General features: G+C 46.1%; 19 protein-coding genes and 4 pseudogenes. 4 read left to right on the top strand and 19 right to left on the bottom strand.

Going from position 1 to position 20,016, the window contains the following annotated elements:
* Positions 1–22: 22 nt before the first annotated feature.
* From topA to C0Q44_RS25515, 5 genes and pseudogenes are all read right to left on the bottom strand, one after another.
* Positions 23–2,122, bottom strand: coding sequence for a type I DNA topoisomerase (gene topA, locus C0Q44_RS25540; RefSeq protein ID WP_105409994.1), 2,100 nt, complete (start codon positions 2,120–2,122; stop codon positions 23–25).
* Between the two features lie 103 nt (positions 2,123–2,225).
* The gene (dprA, locus tag C0Q44_RS25535; protein ID WP_105409993.1) at positions 2,226–3,356 is read right to left on the bottom strand and encodes a DNA-processing protein DprA; all 1,131 of its coding nucleotides are present in this window, start codon (positions 3,354–3,356) and stop codon (positions 2,226–2,228) included.
* A 242-nt stretch (positions 3,357–3,598) separates the two neighbouring features.
* Positions 3,599–4,528: a succinate--CoA ligase subunit alpha gene (gene sucD / locus C0Q44_RS25530; RefSeq protein ID WP_105409992.1), complete on the bottom strand. Its 930-nt coding sequence runs from the start codon at positions 4,526–4,528 to the stop codon at positions 3,599–3,601.
* A gap of 102 nt (positions 4,529–4,630) precedes the next feature.
* Positions 4,631–5,791: an ADP-forming succinate--CoA ligase subunit beta gene (gene sucC, locus C0Q44_RS25525; protein ID WP_105409991.1), complete on the bottom strand. Its 1,161-nt coding sequence runs from the start codon at positions 5,789–5,791 to the stop codon at positions 4,631–4,633.
* 246 nt (positions 5,792–6,037) lie between these two features.
* Positions 6,038–6,492: pseudogene (locus C0Q44_RS25515) on the bottom strand (MarR family winged helix-turn-helix transcriptional regulator).
* Between the two features lie 290 nt (positions 6,493–6,782).
* Here C0Q44_RS25515 and C0Q44_RS25510 point away from each other — a divergent pair.
* Together C0Q44_RS25510 and C0Q44_RS31925 are read left to right on the top strand one after the other, a co-directional pair.
* Positions 6,783–7,990, top strand: a pseudogene (locus C0Q44_RS25510) (YifB family Mg chelatase-like AAA ATPase); the annotation flags it as partial.
* A 105-nt stretch (positions 7,991–8,095) separates the two neighbouring features.
* Complete coding sequence (locus tag C0Q44_RS31925; RefSeq protein WP_374955155.1) at positions 8,096–8,392, top strand: magnesium chelatase subunit ChlI family protein; 297 nt, start codon at positions 8,096–8,098, stop codon at positions 8,390–8,392.
* Between the two features lie 230 nt (positions 8,393–8,622).
* Here the strand turns inward: C0Q44_RS31925 and C0Q44_RS25505 are convergent, their stop codons facing one another.
* Positions 8,623–9,174: a nitroreductase family protein gene (locus C0Q44_RS25505; protein ID WP_105409989.1), complete on the bottom strand. Its 552-nt coding sequence runs from the start codon at positions 9,172–9,174 to the stop codon at positions 8,623–8,625.
* A 402-nt stretch (positions 9,175–9,576) separates the two neighbouring features.
* On the opposite strand from C0Q44_RS25505, the pseudogene C0Q44_RS31300 reads away from it, so the two are divergent.
* Positions 9,577–9,787: pseudogene (locus C0Q44_RS31300) on the top strand (RidA family protein); the annotation flags it as partial.
* A 130-nt stretch (positions 9,788–9,917) separates the two neighbouring features.
* On the opposite strand, the gene C0Q44_RS25495 reads toward C0Q44_RS31300, so the two are convergent.
* The 7 genes from C0Q44_RS25495 to rplS form a co-directional block, all read right to left on the bottom strand.
* Entirely contained in the window at positions 9,918–10,316 is a 399-nt protein-coding gene (locus C0Q44_RS25495) for a YraN family protein (RefSeq protein ID WP_105409988.1), read from the bottom strand.
* On the bottom strand, positions 10,310–10,621 hold the full coding sequence (locus C0Q44_RS25490) for an EscU/YscU/HrcU family type III secretion system export apparatus switch protein (protein ID WP_105409987.1): 312 nt from the start codon (positions 10,619–10,621) through the stop codon (positions 10,310–10,312). Before C0Q44_RS25490 ends, C0Q44_RS25495 begins: the two co-directional genes overlap by 7 nt.
* Positions 10,618–12,675 (bottom strand): TrbL/VirB6 family protein, encoded by a 2,058-nt coding sequence (locus tag C0Q44_RS25485; protein WP_105409986.1) that lies wholly within the window; start codon positions 12,673–12,675, stop codon positions 10,618–10,620. Before C0Q44_RS25485 ends, C0Q44_RS25490 begins: the two co-directional genes overlap by 4 nt.
* Before the next feature lie 29 nt (positions 12,676–12,704).
* Positions 12,705–13,406, bottom strand: coding sequence for a ribonuclease HII (locus C0Q44_RS25480; RefSeq protein ID WP_105409985.1), 702 nt, complete (start codon positions 13,404–13,406; stop codon positions 12,705–12,707).
* Between the two features lie 452 nt (positions 13,407–13,858).
* Positions 13,859–14,722 carry a ribosome biogenesis GTPase YlqF gene (ylqF, locus tag C0Q44_RS25475; RefSeq protein ID WP_105409984.1) on the bottom strand — a complete coding sequence of 288 codons (864 nt, stop codon included), beginning with the start codon at positions 14,720–14,722 and terminating at the stop codon, positions 13,859–13,861.
* A gap of 29 nt (positions 14,723–14,751) precedes the next feature.
* Positions 14,752–15,372: a signal peptidase I gene (gene lepB / locus C0Q44_RS25470; RefSeq protein ID WP_105409983.1), complete on the bottom strand. Its 621-nt coding sequence runs from the start codon at positions 15,370–15,372 to the stop codon at positions 14,752–14,754.
* Positions 15,373–15,900: 528 nt separating this feature from the next.
* Positions 15,901–16,242 (bottom strand): 50S ribosomal protein L19, encoded by a 342-nt coding sequence (gene rplS / locus C0Q44_RS25465; RefSeq protein ID WP_017689212.1) that lies wholly within the window; start codon positions 16,240–16,242, stop codon positions 15,901–15,903.
* Between the two features lie 286 nt (positions 16,243–16,528).
* On the opposite strand from rplS, the gene C0Q44_RS25460 reads away from it, so the two are divergent.
* Positions 16,529–17,494, top strand: a complete 966-nt coding sequence (locus C0Q44_RS25460) for a polysaccharide deacetylase family protein (protein ID WP_258166558.1) — start codon at positions 16,529–16,531, stop codon at positions 17,492–17,494.
* Between the two features lie 16 nt (positions 17,495–17,510).
* On the opposite strand, the gene C0Q44_RS25455 is transcribed toward C0Q44_RS25460, so the two are convergent.
* The 6 genes and pseudogenes from C0Q44_RS25455 to rpsP form a co-directional block, all read right to left on the bottom strand.
* The gene (locus tag C0Q44_RS25455; protein ID WP_181151174.1) at positions 17,511–17,723 is read right to left on the bottom strand and encodes a hypothetical protein; all 213 of its coding nucleotides are present in this window, start codon (positions 17,721–17,723) and stop codon (positions 17,511–17,513) included.
* A 23-nt stretch (positions 17,724–17,746) separates the two neighbouring features.
* Positions 17,747–17,872: a hypothetical protein gene (locus C0Q44_RS31295; protein ID WP_258166557.1), complete on the bottom strand. Its 126-nt coding sequence runs from the start codon at positions 17,870–17,872 to the stop codon at positions 17,747–17,749.
* A 285-nt stretch (positions 17,873–18,157) separates the two neighbouring features.
* Positions 18,158–18,919 carry a tRNA (guanosine(37)-N1)-methyltransferase TrmD gene (gene trmD / locus C0Q44_RS25450; protein WP_105409982.1) on the bottom strand — a complete coding sequence of 254 codons (762 nt, stop codon included), beginning with the start codon at positions 18,917–18,919 and terminating at the stop codon, positions 18,158–18,160.
* A 1-nt stretch (position 18,920) separates the two neighbouring features.
* On the bottom strand, positions 18,921–19,433 hold the full coding sequence (gene rimM, locus C0Q44_RS25445) for a ribosome maturation factor RimM (RefSeq protein ID WP_105409981.1): 513 nt from the start codon (positions 19,431–19,433) through the stop codon (positions 18,921–18,923).
* Positions 19,434–19,669: 236 nt separating this feature from the next.
* Positions 19,670–19,900, bottom strand: a complete 231-nt coding sequence (locus C0Q44_RS25440) for a KH domain-containing protein (RefSeq protein WP_024630185.1) — start codon at positions 19,898–19,900, stop codon at positions 19,670–19,672.
* A 23-nt stretch (positions 19,901–19,923) separates the two neighbouring features.
* Positions 19,924–20,016, bottom strand: a pseudogene (rpsP, locus tag C0Q44_RS25435) (30S ribosomal protein S16); the annotation flags it as partial.

Genomic DNA, 20,016 nt, shown 5'->3' with positions numbered 1-20,016 from the left:
TTTCATAACTCACTAATATATGCTAATCCGCTGATTCGTCATCCGGTTCATCCACCGGTTCCTGATGATCACACGAAGTACACTGCAATCGTGCTCCCTTTTTGTTCCGTTTTTCAATCATTAACGATCCACAACTTGGACATGGTTTCGCTGAAGGTCTGTCCCATGAGACAAAATCACATTCAGGATACTTGTCACAACCGTAGAAAATACGTCCCTTTTTACTTCGGCGCTCTACAACATGGCCTTCCTTACACTTCGGACAAGTTACGCCAATGTCTTTGATAATCGGTTTGGTATTCCGGCAATCGGGGAAACCAGAACACGCTAGAAACTTGCCAAAACGCCCCAGTTTATAAACAAGCGGTTTGCCACATTTCTCACAGATCTCATCGGATACTTCGTCTTCAATCTCTATTTCTTTCATTTCTTCTTCTGCAAAGATAAGCCGTTTCTCAAAAGATTCGTAGAATTCTGCGAGTACTTTGACCCAGTCCTCTGAACCTTCTTCCACATGGTCAAGATCACCTTCCATGTTGGCGGTAAACTCTACATTCAGAATTTCCGGGAAAAACTCTTCCATCTGTTCGATGACCAGTTCACCCAGCTCAGTCGGCATAAATTTCTTTTCCTCAATAGCAACATATCCGCGCTTCTGAATGGTCTCCAGCGTTGGCGCATATGTACTCGGACGCCCAATACCCAATTCCTCAAGTGTCTTGACCAATCGTGCCTCCGTATAACGTGGTGGCGGTTGTGTAAAATGTTGTTTCGGCTCAATCTCCTGCTTTTCAAGCGCATCCCCACTTTTCAGCGGAGGCAACAGACGATCCTCATCGGTTGTACCATCGTCGTTTCCTTCGACATACACCTTCATGAAGCCCTGGAATCGAACCTTCGAACCTGCAGCACGGAAAATCGTATCTCCAGCAGCAATATCCACAGAGAGCGTATCCAGAATGGCCGAAGACATCTGGCTCGCTACAAAACGTTCCCAAACCAGTTTATACAACCGGAACTGATCCCGACTCATGAATGACTTGATTGAATCAGGATCACGCAGAATTGAAGTTGGACGAATCGCTTCATGCGCATCTTGAGCATTGGCAGCCTTTTTGGAATAATTACGTGGCGTTTCAGGCGCAAATGGTTCTCCATACTTGCCTACGATGTATTCTTTGGCTTCTTCTTGTGCAGATGCCGCAATTCGAGTCGAGTCTGTACGCATATACGTGATGAGACCTACTGTGCCTTCTTTTCCAAGGTCTACACCTTCATATAGCTGTTGTGCCACCGACATCGTCTTCGAGGCTCTGAAATTCAATTTACGTGCTGCTTCCTGTTGCAGGGAACTCGTTGTAAACGGGGCGGACGGGTTGCGGCTCCGTTCTTTCTCTTTCACTTCCTTGATCGTAAAGGCTGCACCTTCGATCTGTTTCAGGATGGCTTGCACTTCCGCTTCACTACCAAGCTCAGTTTTGGCACCGTTTAGCTTATGAAACTTGGCTTCAAACGGATTACCATCTGCTGTCAGTTTAGCGGTAATGCTCCAGTATTCTTCCGGCTCAAAATCATCAATTTCATTTTCACGGTCCAAGATGATTTTGACCGCCACGGACTGAACACGACCAGCGGACAAGCCTTTCTTTACCTTTTTCCATAATAGTGGACTAATCTTATATCCCACGAGCCGATCCAGAATACGTCTTGCCTGCTGCGCATTGACCAAATCCATATTAATTTTTCGCGGAGTTTTGAACGCATCTTTGACCGCCTGTTTCGTTATCTCATTAAACACAACCCGGCAATCTGCCGTCTCGTCCAAATCAAGTGCATGGGCCAAATGCCATGCAATTGCCTCGCCTTCGCGATCCGGGTCAGCTGCGAGATACACTTTTTTCACTTTCTTTCGTGCATCCTTCAATTCTTTCAAAATTGAACCTTTACCGCGGATCGTAATATATTTCGGATTAAAATCATTCTCCACTTCAACGCCGATCTGACTCTTTGGCAAATCGCGAATATGTCCCATTGAAGCTTTCACGATGAACTTGCTGCCTAAATATTTGCCTATCGTCTTCGCCTTTGAGGGCGACTCCACGATTACGAGTGCATCCGCCATAGTTCATCCTCCTCCCAATCATGAAACTGTTTCTGTAAGCTTATGCAGATCGATAACTTCTGCTAATTATATATTTCCACACGCTGCGCAGGTTGCAGCAACGTCATACCCTCGCATATTTGGTACCAGGTAATTGGCTAATCTGCTTTTTTATGATTAAAGATAACAGAACTGAATGCAAATGTCCAAAATCCCAACCAAGCTGCTCAACCAGTTGATCTAGAGACTGCTCTTCCTGTTCCAACATATAAATGACGCGTTGTTCATCTGGAGAGAGCTTAACCTCAGCGAATATCCCTTGCCGGGAAGGTTCAGGTGTTTCTGTCGAACGTCCTCTATTGTAAGGAAGTTGTTCTGCATTTGGCAAGTCCAAACGATACTCTTCCAATATGTCTGCTGCACAAGTGACCAATTTTGCGCCTTGCCGAATTAGATTGTGCGCCCCCCGACTCTTCGGTGATGTAATGGGTCCAGGCACTGCAAATACATCTCTGCCTGCTTCTAGAGCAGCATCTGCTGTGATGAGTGAACCACTGCGAATGTCCGCTTCGACGACCAGTGTTCCCAGCGTTAGTCCAGCAATGATTCGATTGCGTTCCGGGAATAGTCCTTGACGTGCCCGCGTACCTGGTGGATATTCAGACAAAAGCAGCCCTGTCTCGGCAATGCGCTCTGCAAGGCTTGTATTTTCGAGTGGATATATATGATCAATCCCTGTTCCGAACACAGCAATGGTTTTTCCTTTAGCACGTAATACTGCCTCGTGACATGCGCTATCAATACCTCGGGCAAGTCCGCTTACGATCGTCAATCCTGCACTGCATAATTGTTCTGCCATCTTCTCACCAACTTTGCGACCATACACGGTCGGCATCCGGGTTCCCACCATCGCAATAGAGGAGTTGTGTAGCAGACTAAGATCACCGCGACCATACATTACCCATGGAGGCTGAACGGTTTCCTTCATTAATATGGGATAATTCTGATCCAGATAAGTAATAACCTCTATCCCCTGTTGATAAACCTGCTCTCTTCTGCTCTCGATCCAGTTGACATCAAATTGATGGGCCAAACGTAGAGCCTGATCTTTGCGCAATCCGGCTGCAACCCAATCACCTATCTCATAATTCAACAGATCAGACAGTTGATGCTGTCCTGAGATCAATTTAGAGATTGTTTTCTTGCCAATCCCTTCCATCTCGTGCAATCCAATCAATATCCATCTTTCTTCCATACAATAAACCTCCCGGAGCAGGAAGAGATCTTCCCTCATATTGTGTGATAAGTGATTACGGAATGCAAGCGTTTACGCAAATGAGAAGTGATTTCTCTCCATTTCCCGTTAAAAAACGCAAAAAAGCAACCCTTCGTCCTGTTAAAGGACAAAAGGTTGCTTACCTTTTCCGTAACCACAATAGTCGGTCTACCAGAAATACATGATTTCCGAACCGTTTCTTCTATTATAACGGGAAAGGATTAATGTGTCGTGCACAAATTTAAAATACCACGTTCCTCAAGTACACTTACCAAAGTCGAACCCATTTCAGCCGGCGTTGGTGCTACTTTGATACCGCAAGATTCCAGCTTTGCAATTTTCTCTTTTGCTGTACCTTTACCGCCAGAGATTATCGCGCCAGCATGACCCATCCGCTTGCCTGGAGGCGCAGTTACGCCACCGATGAAACCAACGACCGGTTTGGTCATGTTCTCACGTACCCAATCTGCCGCATCCTCTTCAGCTGTACCACCGATCTCACCAATCATAATAACCGCATGAGTCTGTGGATCTTCATTGAATCGTTTGAGGATATCAATGAACTCGGATCCCTTAACAGGGTCTCCCCCGATGCCTACAGCAGAAGATTGTCCGATGCCACGAGTCGTCAGCTGATGAACAGCTTCGTATGTCAGTGTTCCACTACGGGAAACGACGCCAACGTGCCCTGCCATGTGGATATAACCAGGCATGATACCGATTTTACATTCTCCTGGTGTAATGACACCTGGACAGTTTGGTCCGATCAGGACGGTATCTTTACCTTCCATGAAACGGTCAACCTTAATCATGTCAAGAACCGGAATACCTTCCGTAATGCAGATCACGAGGTCCAGCTCTGCGTCAACAGCTTCCATAATGGAGTCTGCCGCAAATGCAGGAGGAACGTAAATGACGCTCGCTGTTGCGCCTGTAGCTGCTTTCGCTTCCTGCACAGTGTTAAACACTGGCAGACTTGCTACTGTACCGTCTTCCAGCGTGATATCCACTTTGGTTCCGCCTTTACCCGGTGTAACTCCGCCTACCATCTGGGTCCCGTAGTCCAATGCGCCCTTCGTGTGGAACATTCCCGTTGAACCCGTAATGCCTTGCGTAATGACTTTTGTATTTTTATCAATCAAAATACTCACGTTGCTTCACATCCTAACGGTTATTTTTCAATTCCCGGACAGCTCCGGTACTACGAAAGCAATTTTTCATCATGTAGTGATGTAAATTACCCAGGAATGAACTTATTTCACGAGGGCAACAATTTTCTGTGCACCATCAGCCATGGAATCAGCAGGTACGATATTCAGGCCAGACTCACCCAGAATTTGTTTGCCCAGCTCCACGTTAGTTCCTTCAAGACGAACAACCAGCGGTTTGGTCAGGCCAAGCTGTTTCGCAGCTTCAACAACACCGTTGGCAATAACATCACAGCGCATGATACCACCGAAAATGTTAACAAAGATCCCAGCTACTTTGGCATCGGACAAGATGATTTTGAACGCTTCAGTCACCTTCTCCGTTGTTGCACCGCCCCCAACATCAAGGAAGTTGGCGGGGTCCCCACCGTAGTATTTGATGATGTCCATCGTTGCCATCGCAAGTCCCGCACCATTGACCATACAGCCGATGTTGCCATCAAGTGCTATGTAGCTGAGGTCATATTTGGAAGCTTCGATTTCTTTTTCATCCTCTTCATCCAGGTCACGCAGTTCCAAAATGTCTTTGTGACGGAACAGGGCGTTGGAGTCAAAGTTTAATTTCGCATCCAGTGCGATAACGTTTCCATCTCCAGTAATAACAAGTGGATTAATCTCGGCAATGGAGCAATCTTTCTCGACAAAAGCAGTATACAGTGCGAGCATAAACTTAACGGCTTTGTTCACCAGTTCATTCGGAATCTGAATGCTGTATGCCAATTTACGTGCTTGGAACACTTGTAAACCAATTGCAGGGTCAATAATTTCTTTGAAAATTTTCTCAGGTGTAGCTTCAGCTACTTCTTCAATCTCCGTACCGCCTTCTTCGGAAGCCATCATAACAACACGGCCTGTGGCACGATCCACAACAACACCCACATAATACTCTTTGCGGATATCGCATCCTTCTTCAATCAAAAGACGCTTCACTTCTTTACCTTCAGGTCCAGTTTGGTGTGTCACCAATACTTTGCCCAAAATTTCGGAAGCATAGGCACGAACTTCATCCATGCTCTTCGCCACTTTCACGCCACCGGCTTTACCCCGGCCACCTGCGTGAATTTGCGCTTTAACGACAGTCACCGGACTGCCCAGTGCCTCTGCGGCCGCAACCGCTTCATCGACTGTATAAGCAACCTTTCCGTTTGGAACGGTAACCCCATACTGTTTCAGTAATTCTTTTCCTTGATATTCATGGATATTCATTCTCGAATCCTCCTATCAACATGACTGCAACAAGGCGGGCTGGTAGACTAACAAAAGACAAATGTTGACTATTTTCACTTAAACCCAATTCATTGTAACACGTTTTTAAAACGCTTTCCTTAAAAAAGTAATGTTTAATAGACAGCATTTTGATATGGATATGATCCCAAAATGTGAATGTTTGGATAAAAATGGGAAAACCCCAGCTAAAAAGCTGAGGTTTTCTTTGAAGAGAAGGTATTTTTTTCATTTTTTGGCTGTATTAACGTTGGTTTCGTGGACCTTTTCCAGTAACCCTTTGAACTGACCGAGTAAAGCTTCAAACTCTGTGCTGTTTAGGCATGCGTCCCCTGAATGGATGCAGGTATGGACAAAGCCTTGTTTCGAAGTTCACGACCGGAGTCGGTTAGTGTAATTAATACTTTTCGTTCATCCTGAGCCGAGCGTTCGCGATTAATATGCCCTGCTGTCTGCAAGCGTTTGAGAAGTGGTGTCAACGTTCCCGAATCGAGATATAGCGCTTCCCCGATCTCCTTAACCGTGCATTCTTCACGTTCCCATAACACCATCAGAACCAGATATTGGGAATACGTTACGCCGAGCACCTCCAGATAGGGCTGGTACATCTTCGTAATCTCACGTGAACAAGCGTATATGGCAAAGCATAATTGGTTATCCAACTTCAAACTTTCAGTCTGCATATGTCTTTCTCACCTGCCTATTGTACATTCTATTCCTTAATAATCAGGAATTATAAATCTATCTTATCACAAAATAGAAAAAAAACAGAATAATTGAGCACAAATGATTTTATACTTCAATTTAATTTTAACAAATTATATTTTACAAAACTAATATAGCGGAGATAACGACAGGTTGACTCCAAGATTCCTTTTATATAAAATGCTTAGTAGAAGCTGAGGAAGCACCTTAATTCGTAGACTGGCCCGTGTTATGCGGAGTCAAGAATCGAGTGAGGTGTTTCTTTGTTATGTACGGAAAATTGCACAGTGCGTGTCTGTATGGAATTGATGGCGTCCTGATTGAAGTGGAGACCGATTTATCCAATGGTCTGCCACAGACGGCTATTATCGGATTACCGGATTCAGCCATTCGCGAGGCCGTTGAACGTGTTCGGGCTGCCATTAAAAACTGTGGTTACCAGTATCCATTGCAGCGGATTACAATTAATCTGGCCCCAGCTGATCTGCGCAAAGAGGGGTCTTCCTTCGATTTGGCAATTGCTATTGGTTTACTTATGACAAGCGGTCAAATTGTACTCCCTCCTCAGGAACGGACATTGGTGGTTGGAGAACTGGCACTAGACGGTACGATCAGATCAGTTCCCGGCATTTTATCCATGGTGGACTTGGCCAAACGACAGGGCTTCACTTCAGTGCTCCTTCCTTTTGATAACTTGGAGGAGGCGTCACTGATTCGTGGCATTCAGGTATTTGGTATTCGACATCTGCATGATATCGCACCGAAAAAAACAGATCAATCTACGACTTCTACTGGAGTACCAAATAAAGCTAATGCAGCACCAGTCGTGTTGAAAAGTTATGCTCACCTTACTGCTCTTATAACAGATAAGACTCAAAAGTTGGCGGATATAAGTTCGAGACAAACACCATTATTTGGAGATGACTATAGTGATGTTCTTGGGCAGCATCATGTAAAACGTGCTCTTATGATTGCTGCGGCAGGCATGCATAACATAATGCTCGTTGGTCCACCAGGCACGGGCAAAACGATGTTAATCAAGCGATTGCCAACGATTCTCCCTCCTTTGTCAGAAGATGAAGCGCTGGAAGTAACCAAAGTATTAAGTGCCGCAGGCAAGTTGAAAGAAGCTCCCCAAGGTCTGATTACGGACAGACCTTTTCGCTCCCCACATCACACGATATCCACATCTGGTCTGATTGGAGGCGGAGCCATTCCGAAACCGGGTGAAGTGAGCCTGGCCCACCGGGCATATTGTTTCTGGATGAACTGCCGGAGTTTCAGCGCCAAGTGCTGGAGGTATTAAGACAACCTCTAGAAGATCGCACAGTCACGATTAGCCGAGCGCGGGCAGCATTCACTTTTCCAGCCCAATTCATGCTCGCATGTTCCATGAATCCTTGCCCCTGCGGGTATCTGTCCGCTCATTCGGAGGAGCAACGCTGCATATGCAGTCCTGCCCGTGTTGCCGCGTACCGAGCCAAAATTTCAGGACCCTTGCTTGACCGCATCGATCTCCAGGTCGAAGTTCCTCCACCAGGCGAATGGCGCAAATCAGCTGCCTCTCCTTCGTCAGCGGAAATGCAGGCCAAAGTCATTCACGCTCATCAAATCCAGGCTGCGCGCTATGCCAAAAGTTCAGTTCGCTGGAATAGCCAGCTTTCAGGTACTCTTCTGCGACGAACCATCCGTCTTCCCCAGGAAGCAGACGATCTGTTACAGCAAACACTGCAAACTTTGAACCTTAGCATGCGTGCACATGATCGAATAATCAAGATGGCACAGACGATTGCAGATCTGGACCATGAAGGGGAAGTTGTAACAGCTCATGTGGCTGAAGCCATACAATATCGTCAATTGGATCTTAATTTATTTTGAAGCTTGTGGAGGGAGGACAGGCATAGTCTAGACTAGTAAAAGGCTTTGTTCTAAGCATTAACCTTTAGACCGTAGAGTCCAGTCCGGCGAGATCTCATGCAGGTTTTATAATACCGGTACAAAAATAACGACAAAAAAGTACAAGTGACTCTCTTCCAAGAAGAAAGGAACTTGTACTTTTTTGTCATGTAACAGACAAACTTGTATAGCTAATCGTTACGATAATTCAATTATTCGAATAAAGTCAGTTTCTCTTTGGCTGGGGTGCGTTCTTTGGCAGAAGGAATTACATCAGGATATCCCATATAGATCATGCCTACAATCTTCTCACCGGCTTCAATCCCAAGAGGTTTACGGAATTTTGGGGCGTATAAGAATGGTTTGGTTACCCAGAACGTACCGATCTCTTCGCTCCAGGCTGCAAGCATAAAGTTCTGAACTAATGCACTTACTGCGGCGTAATCCTCATCCCAAATATTCTGTCTTGGATCTTCTTCCAGAACGACAAGTAATACAGCAGGCACTTGCATAATATTGGCTGAGAATTTATTGTCATCTCCCATTTCTGCGTCAATAGCCTCAGCCAGCTTCTTCCGTCCATTCCCGGTAAACAACAAAAATCTCCAGGGTTCACGTAATTTATGGTTAGGAGCCCAGACTGCCGTGTCCAGCAATTCCACAATCTGCTGTGTTGGAACAGCTTCTTTTTTGAATTTTTTCACTGTGCGACGATTTTGAATCGCCTCTCTGACTTCATTACTTGTTTTCGTAGTTTTACTCATCGGCCGTACCTCCTGTTTATATAATATGATTTGCAATCGCAACAATAGCTCGCGACCTTGTACAGTTCGTTTAGTTTATGACAAGAAAAAGATACAACTCCACATTACACTCATGATTATACACCCTACTGTTCAAGAGATTCAAAGGGAAGTCAGACGATTGTTTGACCCATGATATGGTTTTAAATATAATTCAGTAATCCAGAGAATCATGTCATCTAAGAAGGGAGAAGCATCCAATCATGAAGAAAAAATCACTTGCGTTTATATCTTCGGGATATGGATATTCCACTTAGGTCTTTTTCTAGAATCTAGTCCAAGGGTGAAGTCTATCCAAATGGAGATGAAAACGAGGGAATACCGTAGAAAAATCTTAGGAATGACGAAGACGAAGTAATGAACATGAAGAACGATAAGATCACCAGAAAAAATCCATCGAATATGCCAGCCACCGGTAGGGAATTATACGCATATTACAAGAATTCCGAGGAATGCAGAGTTATTCGTGACATCGGGGCAGATTGGAGCAGGTATCAGTGGATAATTTCCCGACAGTCTGAATGAACAAGTTACCAATACATGTAGCAATATCAGAACTGTTTTGAAATCTGAGGGTCAACAACAAAACACAAAGGGACAAGGCAGAATGAATCTCTGCTTCGTCCCTTTTTCATGCGTTGATGTTATGGTTTTTCGCCCATATTCTTTTGTAGTGCTTTTGAGACAGCCCCTTGACGATACCCTCAAAAGGCATTAACAATATGATTCACTGATAAGGTTACTCCTGCTTTATCAAGCATCACGGCAATTACATCAAAACGGATCTGAATATCCGTCTTTCCCGTCATTTGTAAATAAACGGATGCGGTTGAACGCACCTGCTGCATTTTACGCATATCGACCGATTCCTGAGGTGTACCATATTGAGAGGCTCCGCTTCTGCTTCGGACTTCAACAAAAACAAGCAGACCTTCACAGGAAGCAATGATGTCAATCTCACCGCTGCGGCAACGCCAGTTCCGTCTGATAATCCGATAGTCGTTCTCCCGCAACCAGCAACAAGCAGCCTCTTCACCTAATTGGCCTTTCTGCTGCCGTGTGAGCTTCAATCCAGGCGCCGGACCTGTTCTTCTCTCTACCATGATTCGCCTTCTTTACGTTCCGAGGCCAGTCGATCTGCACGGTAGACATAAGTTAGAACCTCCGCCACCAGTTGATACAGTTCAGCTGGAATTTGTTCATCCAGATCCAACTTGGAGAGCACTTCCACAAGCGCTGCATCCTCCTGAACAGGCACACCGTTTTCCTTGGCTTTATCCAGAATAGCTTCTGCCACTTTGCCGCGTCCCTTTGCTACAACAACGGGTGCTTCGCTCTCTCCAGGAACGTATTTAAGGGCAACTGCCTTTTTGGAGAGCAGATCCGGTTGTGACGAATCGTCTTTCATACCTTCAAGTCCACCCCTTTGTATCGTTCGGGACTGTAGTCCGAGGCCGTCATTTTCCGTTCCGCACCCGGTTCCTGGCCCACAGGCCACGGTTCCGCCTTGAAGGTTAGCAATTGGTAGCCCAGCTTGTCCAATGCCTGATGGATTACCTCTCGTCCACTCTCTAGAAGCGGACCCATCCCTTCTCGGTCATTCAGAACACGCAGACTGACAATGTTGTTAACCACATGCACATCTACCAATGTAGGTCCAAGACTTTTCATATCCAGATCGAACCAGAGGCGACAATTGGATGCATCGAGTTCTCCGCGTGGTCCGCGGCGTGACTGAATCTGAACAGAAGCTGTTTCTTCCCCATCCGGTCCGGTAATGGGAATGAACCAGTGCATCTGTGCAAATGTGGCACTGCGATCCGTTGTCAGCAATAACTGCTGACCTGTCAGATATTGCACGGCCTGTCCTGCGGCATCCTTGAGCGCCGCAGGAGCACCATCGCTGCTGGCAAGCTGCAGCAGCAAGCCCTTCAGCGTGTCCGCGTTCGCAGGACCCGCCGCTTCTCCCACGCGCGGCTGCGCTGCCGCGCCGTGAACGGCCTGCTGCTCGTGCTCTGCACCGAGCAGCTTCAGCACGCGCCCCACCCACGGGTCCCCCTCGTGGGTGACAGGCGCGTGCACCGCCGCTGCTCCCGCAGGTGCGGCGGCACTACCGCCAGCCGGCGGCGCATCAGCGCCGGCTGGCAACGGCTGCGGCACGCCTCCGGCAGCCGCAGCCACCTGGCCGCCCTGCGATGCAGGGGCGGCCTGTGCTACCGCACCAGGCTGTACCGGTGCGGCAGTGGACGCGCTGCGCAGTGCGTCCAGCAGCGCCAGCAGCTTAGGCGCCAGCTGCGCTGCCGTAGGCGCTGCTGGCGCTGCCTGACCTGCTGCGGACGGAGTCGCCGCAGCAGCAGGCGTTTCAGCGCGGCCATCAGTCCGGCCGGCTGTGCCTGCTTCAGGCTGGCCTGCACTTACGCGGCCAGCCGCAGATTCAACGGCCGCCCCTGTTGCACCTGGGCGGCCCCCAACTTGCCCCGCGCCAGCCCCACGCGGGCTCTCACCAGGTATTCCGGTTCCAGACGGAATACCCACTCCACCCTTGCCAGCCGTTTCAACGTTGCTGGCTCCTGCCTTCATACCGGCTTCAGCATTTCCAGTGCTTCCACCGGTCTGTGCACTTCCTTTTACGACAGCAGCCGTATTCTCTGCCCCGCCCTCAGCCACTGAAACAGCTCCTGCCACTGTTCCCTGACCTTGTTGCGTTGCCAAGCCAGCTGTAACGGTCCCAGGTACTTGGCGACCGTTACCTGATGTAGCCAATGCCTCTTCCGTCTGCGCTGCATTCAGCAGGGCAGGTACTCCAGCCATTATAGCTGGTTTCATCGTAGCAGATTGTTCCCCGCCCGTTGCCAGTTTCCCCGTCGTTTGGGTTAGCAACGTTTCCAACTGATCAGCCAATCCACTTAACAACTGATGCAGTGGTGGACCAAACACCGTCTGGTGTAATCCTTTTACCGTTTCGGCCGTAACCGGGAGGCCACGCTGAAAAGCAATTCCCGTCGCCTGCACCCATTCTTCCACAGGCACCTGTGCAGGTTTGGCTGTCATCATATTCTGAACCAAAGCCACATTATCCTTCGTAAGCGGCAAACCGCTACGCTGCATGGCAAGCAACAGTTCCCGGTTGCCTTTCGTATCCGGCAGGCCTACCTCCTGAAGCAGGTTGTTCAAAGAAGCTTGTGGCAGCTCAGCAAGTGTACCCGCCATAGGTTTCATTACCGTTGTGCCATTTTCCCCTGGCGCCTGCACTTGGAGCAACGTGGTCTCACCCGGACGGAGTGGAGTTTCCAATTTGGCGCGCACCTGCACACCTTGAATCTGCAGAACCGCATCTCCTCCATCATCGGATACACTAACCACGGAGCCACGAACCACCTGACCTTCCTTTAATTCAAGCGGCTTGGCATTCCCGGGCTTACTATCTCCCAATAATCCCTTAATCATGGAACTGATATTCAAATCTCTCCCCTCCTTTCCTCAATCCTGTATTAAAACAAAGATTGCTGCTCTCCAAGCAGATTGCCCAGGAAACTGCGCCGATGCATTGGAGTTGCCCCCAAAGCCATAATTTGCTCGCGATGAACTTTTGTAGCATATCCTTTATGTATCGACAGACCGTATTCCGGATATAACGTATCCCAGTCTTCCTTACAGAGACGATCTCTCGTTACCTTTGCAATAATAGATGCCGCTGCAATAGATTGACTATTGGCGTCACCTTTAATAATGGACAGTTGAGGCACATTCATGTCCACCTTTTCGGCATCCACCAGCATATAATCAGGAGTTTCTCCCAATGCTTCAACAGCACGTTTCATAGCAAGTCTCGCAGCCTGCTTGATGTTAAGACGATCAATCGTCTCGGCATCCGCGTACCCTACACCCACCGCCAGCGCCTTTTCCATGATCACGTCATACAGCGCATCACGTTTTTTCTCCGTCAATTTCTTGGAATCATTCACGCCTTCCAGAATGAGATCCCTCGGTAAAATCACTGCCGCTGCGACAACATCCCCAAACAAGCATCCCCGTCCTACTTCATCAATGCCTGCAATACGATCAAAACCACTATCCCAGTATTCCCTCTCGTATATCAACAAGTCTCGGGGCTCACTTGCCCCTTTTTTCTTTGTAGGTTTAATCAGGGTATCCAGCAGATTCAACCCAGTCGTATCATTATTTTCATTCATAACGCTCATCTCCTCTACCCATGCTTCTTCAACATGCGTATCACTTGTTCCATGTTTTTTATTATATAGACGTAAAACCAGCGTCTTTGTTCTGTTCAATCCATGCCTCGCTACACCATTTCATAATCTGCATATATTACAATAAAGATAGTGATGTCTTATTTTATCGGTATTTGATAGACTAAATTGAATATACACTAAAGCGTGTTCTCCAAATTACACCACCATTTATCATAGCATGATTTAGAAACACCTGATATATAGAACAAGTAATTCCACTAAGACCTCTTTTCTTCAATCCTCTTCCATATGTATCGTGGTGAACTGTATTCATTTAATGTGCTGAACACAAAAAAGACCGCTCCCGGTAATCCGGTAACGGCCGCTTCTTTCGGCACTTTTTTTATAAGGATGAACAGATGAAGTCATGGACCCCATCGTATATCGTTCTTTTAATAGGGGGCTTCCATGGAGAAACGTCCCATTTTACCCGCTCGCAGTTCTCGCAAAAATGCTCGCGATGCTTTTTCCAGATCAATACGTCCACCACTTACAACACAACCACGTATGCGTCCAACTTTTTCCATAATTGCAATAACACTGTCCGAGTCGTCTGCATCTTTAGAGAACTCTTGAAGTCCGTATCTCTCTTCCAAGGCATCCCAGTAATATCGCATCAGGTAACTGATCCCAAAAAAGGCAATATCCTCTGCGTTCAGAATCTCCTCTTTGATCGCACCTGTTACAGCAAGACGATAACCTACATTTTGATCTTCGAACTTGGGCCATAGGATACCCGGAGTATCCAGTAGCTCCATTTCTTTGCCCACCTTGATCCATTGCTGCCCTTTAGTCACACCAGGACGATCTCCTGTTAACGCAATACTCCGTCCAGCCAGTCGATTAATCAGCGTGGATTTACCTACGTTGGGAATACCGACAATCAATCCGCGAACTGCACGAGGATTAATTCCTTTAGAGATTTGACGATCAATTTTTTCTTTAAGAAGAAGCTTGGCCTGTACGTGAATGTCTTTCACATTGGTACCTGTCGAAGCATCTACAGGAAAAGCGGTAATTCCATCTTTTTTGAAATAGTCAATCCATTCTTGCGTCACTTTAGCATCTGCCAAATCCGACTTGTTTAACAGAATCATCCGCGGCTTACCCTGAATGATTTCGTCAATCATCGGATTACGGCTGGAGACAGGCAGACGGGCATCCAACAGTTCGATGACCACGTCGATGAGCTTTAACTTATCCTGAATCTGGCGTCTGGCTCGGGTCATATGACCTGGAAACCATTGTATCGTCACCTTGTCTTCACCTCATTATTACTTCAATTTCAGTGGTTGATCCACTTAATTTCACCAATTGGCCAGAAAATCACATCTGCACGACCAATGATATCAGTCAATGAAACATAGCCGATCATACGACTATCTGTACTATTTGGACGGTTATCTCCCATTACAAACACATGACCTGCCGGCACTTTGCCATCAGGGAACTGATCGTTCGGGAATTCCTTTACGTTATATGTTCCACCATTCGCTTCCGCTGCATCAATGGCTCCCTGAATATAGGTTTCCTCAACCTTTTCTCCATTAACCGTCACTGTATCACCATGAACTTCAACCGTATCACCTTCTACAGCAATGACACGTTTAATGAAGTCACGACCTTCGGTTGGTACGTGGAAGACGATAACTTCCCCACGCTTCGGTTCCCTGATATCATATAAGATTTCGTTGACAATCACACGTTCCCCGGTTTCAAAGTTCGGCTGCATGGACGGCCCGTCCACGACAAACGGTTTGAAGAGCAACCACCGAATTAGAATAACAAGTACTAATGCAATTACGATGGCTTTAAGCCATTCAACAATTTCATTTTTAGCTTTTTTGGATCGACTGTCTTTCTCTTCGGTAGCATTGCCCCGGTCCTGTTGAACTTCTTGTTCCATTCAAGATCTTCCTCTCTTCACAGTACATGTTTATAGCAGTATACACATTCAGCATCCTGCATCATTCCAACGAATAGTTCAATGGATGAAAACAAAATTCTCACATCAGTTATGTAATCTTACACGAAGCATTACAGTACATTTAATCCACAATTCAAATGCCTTCAAGAGGTTGTTCAAAAAGTCCGCTTTTGATTACGAAGGATGTCTAGTGGCATCATCAGCATCGAATATGGAATTCAACCGAATAAGCATATACCTGCGAAGAATGTTTCCTTCGGAAACATTGTAGTTGCTCACGTAGTTTTCCCTACGCTCCGCTACTCCATTTCTAGCTTCATCCTATCTTCTCGGTACTGAAAATCGGTCTTTTTGAACACGCACTTCAATAACTGATTTCACAAGCCTCCCGGACTGTTCGCCGTATGTGTTGCCATACCATTTTACTCGGAAGTTACCTCCGGTTCAACTTTTCCCGGACAAAAACGAAAAGGGCTTGTCTCCAAGCCCTCCCCGGTATCCGTTATATTAACGAATTTCTTTAATTCTCGCTGCTTTACCGCGTAGTTCACGAAGATAATAAAGCTTCGCACGACGAACTTTACCACGGCGAGCCACTTCGATTCTATCGATTTTAGGGGAATGAAGCGGGAAAGCTCTTTCCACACCTACACCGTAAGAAATTTTACGAACTGTAAAAGTCTCACTGATTCCACCACCACGGCGTTTAATCACAACACCTTCGAACAATTGGATACGCTCGCGAGTTCCCTCGATTACCTTAACGTGCACTTTCAAAGTGTCACCAGGACGAAAACTCGGAAGATCCTTGCGAAGTTGCTCTTGTGTAATCGCTTGAACGATATTCATCTATGACTCCCTCCTTCCGTACAGGCGTTCATACTTCTTCCAGAGATCTCATTGTCTCCTTCATCATCCATAGAGGACCGCCGTATTCCACATAACAGAACTATTGTATCACGCAGCATATCAAAACACAAGACATATAAACAAAATGCTTATTGTCAATCTTTTAAGAAACGATCTCTTCTGCAAGTCAACCTGAAACAGGGAAAAATACTGTAACTTTCCTTAATGAAAGATCGTTTATGATATAGCTTATTGAACTACATGATAAAGGAGAAACCAAAGACTCATGAAATATTGGAAAAAGATTATGCTTGCCGCACTTGCCCTGCTCACCTGTACCATTACGTTATATGCGTATGCCGTAACTCATCCGACGAATGCAATGTCTCACAAAGCCTGCACATCCTGGGATATGGTCAAACGTAAAGCATTCCAACTGTCTCACGCTGACTATTCCAGTCGACCTGCTCTGGATCGGTCTACCTTCCAAATTGAACATGGTACCGCTACAGAAGTTCCTGTACTAATGTATCATTACATAGAGCCCAAACAGAACAATCACGAGACAGGGAATAAATCCATTATTAATCTGGAGGATTTCGAGCAAAACATGAAATATCTCTATAATGAAGGTTATAGTACAGTTACACTGGATCAGCTTGAACAATATGTCAGCGGGAAGATCTCCCTACCCAAAAAATCCATTGTGATTACCTTTGATGACGGGTACCAAAACAATTATACGTTAGCTTATCCTGTGCTCCAAAAATATAATTTTCACGCCTCATTATTTATCATAGGCAGTAAAATCCAGGGTCAGCCTGCGGAATTCGATCCAGCCAAGAAAAGCTTCATCTCCAAGCCAGAGATGCAAGCGGCAACTGACGTATTTGAATTCAATAGCCACACCTATAACCTGCATCACAAAGGATTTATGCGCTGTGGTGACAATGTGCCTGTCGGTCTGGACACCAGCCTTCTGGATGATGATATCCAACGGATGAAGGAAACTGGAATAGATACACCTTATCTGGCCTACCCTTTTGGTTATACCAGCACACAGATGATCTACAAGTTGCAACAGCATGGATATCGTATGGCCTTTACCGTACGTTCCGGATTTGTGCATCCAGGAGATCCTCTTATGAAGCTTCCTCGCTTGACAGTCACGACGGGTACGGACCTGGCAGCCTTGCTTCAGCCTGATTCCCGTCCGCAGAACGAACCACCTCTAACAGAGAATAGACAGTGAACACCCCATTTTAGATTTAAGCTTCACCGCCTGGATATAGAGTCGAGCTATACAGCCTTTTGAGCTGTAGCTTGGCTCTTTTTGCATCCACCAGTGATAATTTTATCGGTGAATCGGAGTAAATCACTGCTTCCCGTGCGTCATAGATGATAATCTGTTCTTGGCCAGTCTGGCCCAAATCTGCATGTACCGCATATCCCTCTTTCGGGAAAATAGTAATTGCTTTCATTTTTCCATCTACCAAAGAAGGCATCACATCTCCTGCACCAGTATCATCTCTAACCTGCCGTCTCCATTCAGATCTCCCAAAAGCATTTTGCAGCGCTCTCCAGCTTGACTAATATCTAATCTGGCGATTTCATGAGGCTGATGGTTCATATTCTTCCTCCTCAGCTTATCGTGCTTAGTAATTTCCAGCTGAGTTCACCTTAAAGAAGAATTCTGTACTCTACAACCCCATTCTGGATTACGCAAAATAGTTCAAAGTGGCAAAAAAGTACCATGTTAGAAATAAGCTTGTTCGCTTATGGTTTCAGCCATTGTATAACTCACAGTTGCAATTCAGATATTCATATTATCCATAACAAAAAAAGACCAACCGTTTTTATCTTAGGCTGGTCTTCATACTTTCGAAAAATTCATAATCTCATGCTGATGTATCATTTACTCTGTGATATTTTTACGATCTGAACGAATCTTTTTCAACCAAGCCCGCTCTTTCTCTGTCAAATCGGCTATTTCCAGCATCTCCGGCCTGCGCTCTAACGTACGAAGTAAAGACTGCTCTCTGCGCCAGGCTTCGATGTTAAGGTGATGCCCTGACAACAGCATATCCGGCACTTTCATGCCTCTAAACTCAGGTGGACGTGTGTAGTGTGGATATTCTAGGAGTCCCGTGCTGAATGAGTCGGTTACTGCACTCGTCTCATTGCCAAGCACTCCCGGGATAAGACGCACGATACTATCAATGGCAACCATAGCGGGCAACTCCCCACCGGTTAATACATAGTCACCAATCGATAATTCGTCCGTCACAAGAAATTCACGGATACGCTCATCATAGCCTTCATAATGTCCGCATATAAAAATCAGATGATCTTCCTGTACAAGTTCCTCTGCTTTTTTCTGCGTGAACGTCTCACCTTGAGGGCACATGAGAATAATACGTGGAGGTTTCGTCGTCGCTTCTCCCCGCTGTTCCAGCACATCCTCAACAGCCGCAAAGATGGGGTCAGGCTTCAACACCATGCCTCCTCCTCCACCGTAAGGAGCATCATCCACCGTATTGTGCTTATTGGTCGCATAATTACGAAAGTTGGTTGCCCCCAGGGATACGAGGCCTTTCGTTTGTGCTTTGCCCAGAATGCTTGCTCCGAACACGCCGTCAAACATCTCAGGGAATAGTGTCAATACATCCACTTTCATGTTACAGCAGCCCTTCCATCAAGTGAATCTTAACCTGCTGCTGTTCGATGTCCACATCAAGCACAACATGATCAATAACCGGAATTAGAACTTCTTTACCTGCTGGCGTTTTGACTACCCATACATCATTGGCACCCGGAGTCAGAATTTCAGAAATCGTTCCGAGAGTTTCACCCTCTTCGGTGATGACAGCACATCCAACGATTTGATGGAAGTAGTACTCACCTTCGTCAAGCTCAGCCAGGTTCTCTTTCAGAACTTTGGCCATACCACCTTTAAACTTCTCTACTTCATTAATATCGCCATACTCTTTCAGACGAACAATATACATATTCTTATGCAAACGCGCTGATTCCACGTTAACCATGATCGGATGATTATCTGGTGTGAAGAAAAACAACTCTGCATTTTTTGCAAAACGCACTTCTGGAAAATCGGTTAAAGGCATGATTCTCAACTCGCCGCGAATTCCATGTGTATTGACAATTTTACCTACATTCAAAAACTCTGCCATACTTTCCTCCTACAATCCATTCATATTGGTACTCAAATTTTGATGATCTCCCTGTGACCGTTCCGGTTACGGATCGTTCTTCGGATCGCTGTTAACGTTTCTTCAGAATCGATTCCGTACCCTTCACTACTTCCGCAGATAATCATACTTGACGAGTTATTTCAATCATATTATTTAAGTTTCAGCATGCACGAAAAGGGGCTAGGACATGCATCCTAACCCCCTTTCGTATATCTTTAAGATATGATATCAACGGTAACCCGTTTATCCATCTTAACTGCTGCTGATGTGACGACCGTGCGAAGAGATTTTGCAATTCGTCCCTGTTTACCAATTACCTTCCCGACATCGTCGGGATGAACAGTTAGCTCATAAACGACAAGTCGGTCTTTCTCAACCGTCCGAACCGCCACATCTTCCGGATGATCGACCAAAGCCTTAGCAATTATGCTTACTAATTCTTCCATAGATGACCCTCCGAATCAGCATCTTATTTAGATAATTTAGACTCGTGGAACTTCTTCATCACGCCCGCTTTGCTAAGCAAGTTGCGGACAGTGTCAGATGCTTGTGCACCGTTTTG

The organism is Paenibacillus sp. PCH8 (genome assembly GCF_002968835.1).
Taxonomy (GTDB): domain Bacteria; phylum Bacillota; class Bacilli; order Paenibacillales; family Paenibacillaceae; genus Paenibacillus.
The sequence above is the reverse complement of the archived record's forward strand: the minus strand, read 5'-3'. Positions and strand labels throughout refer to the sequence as shown.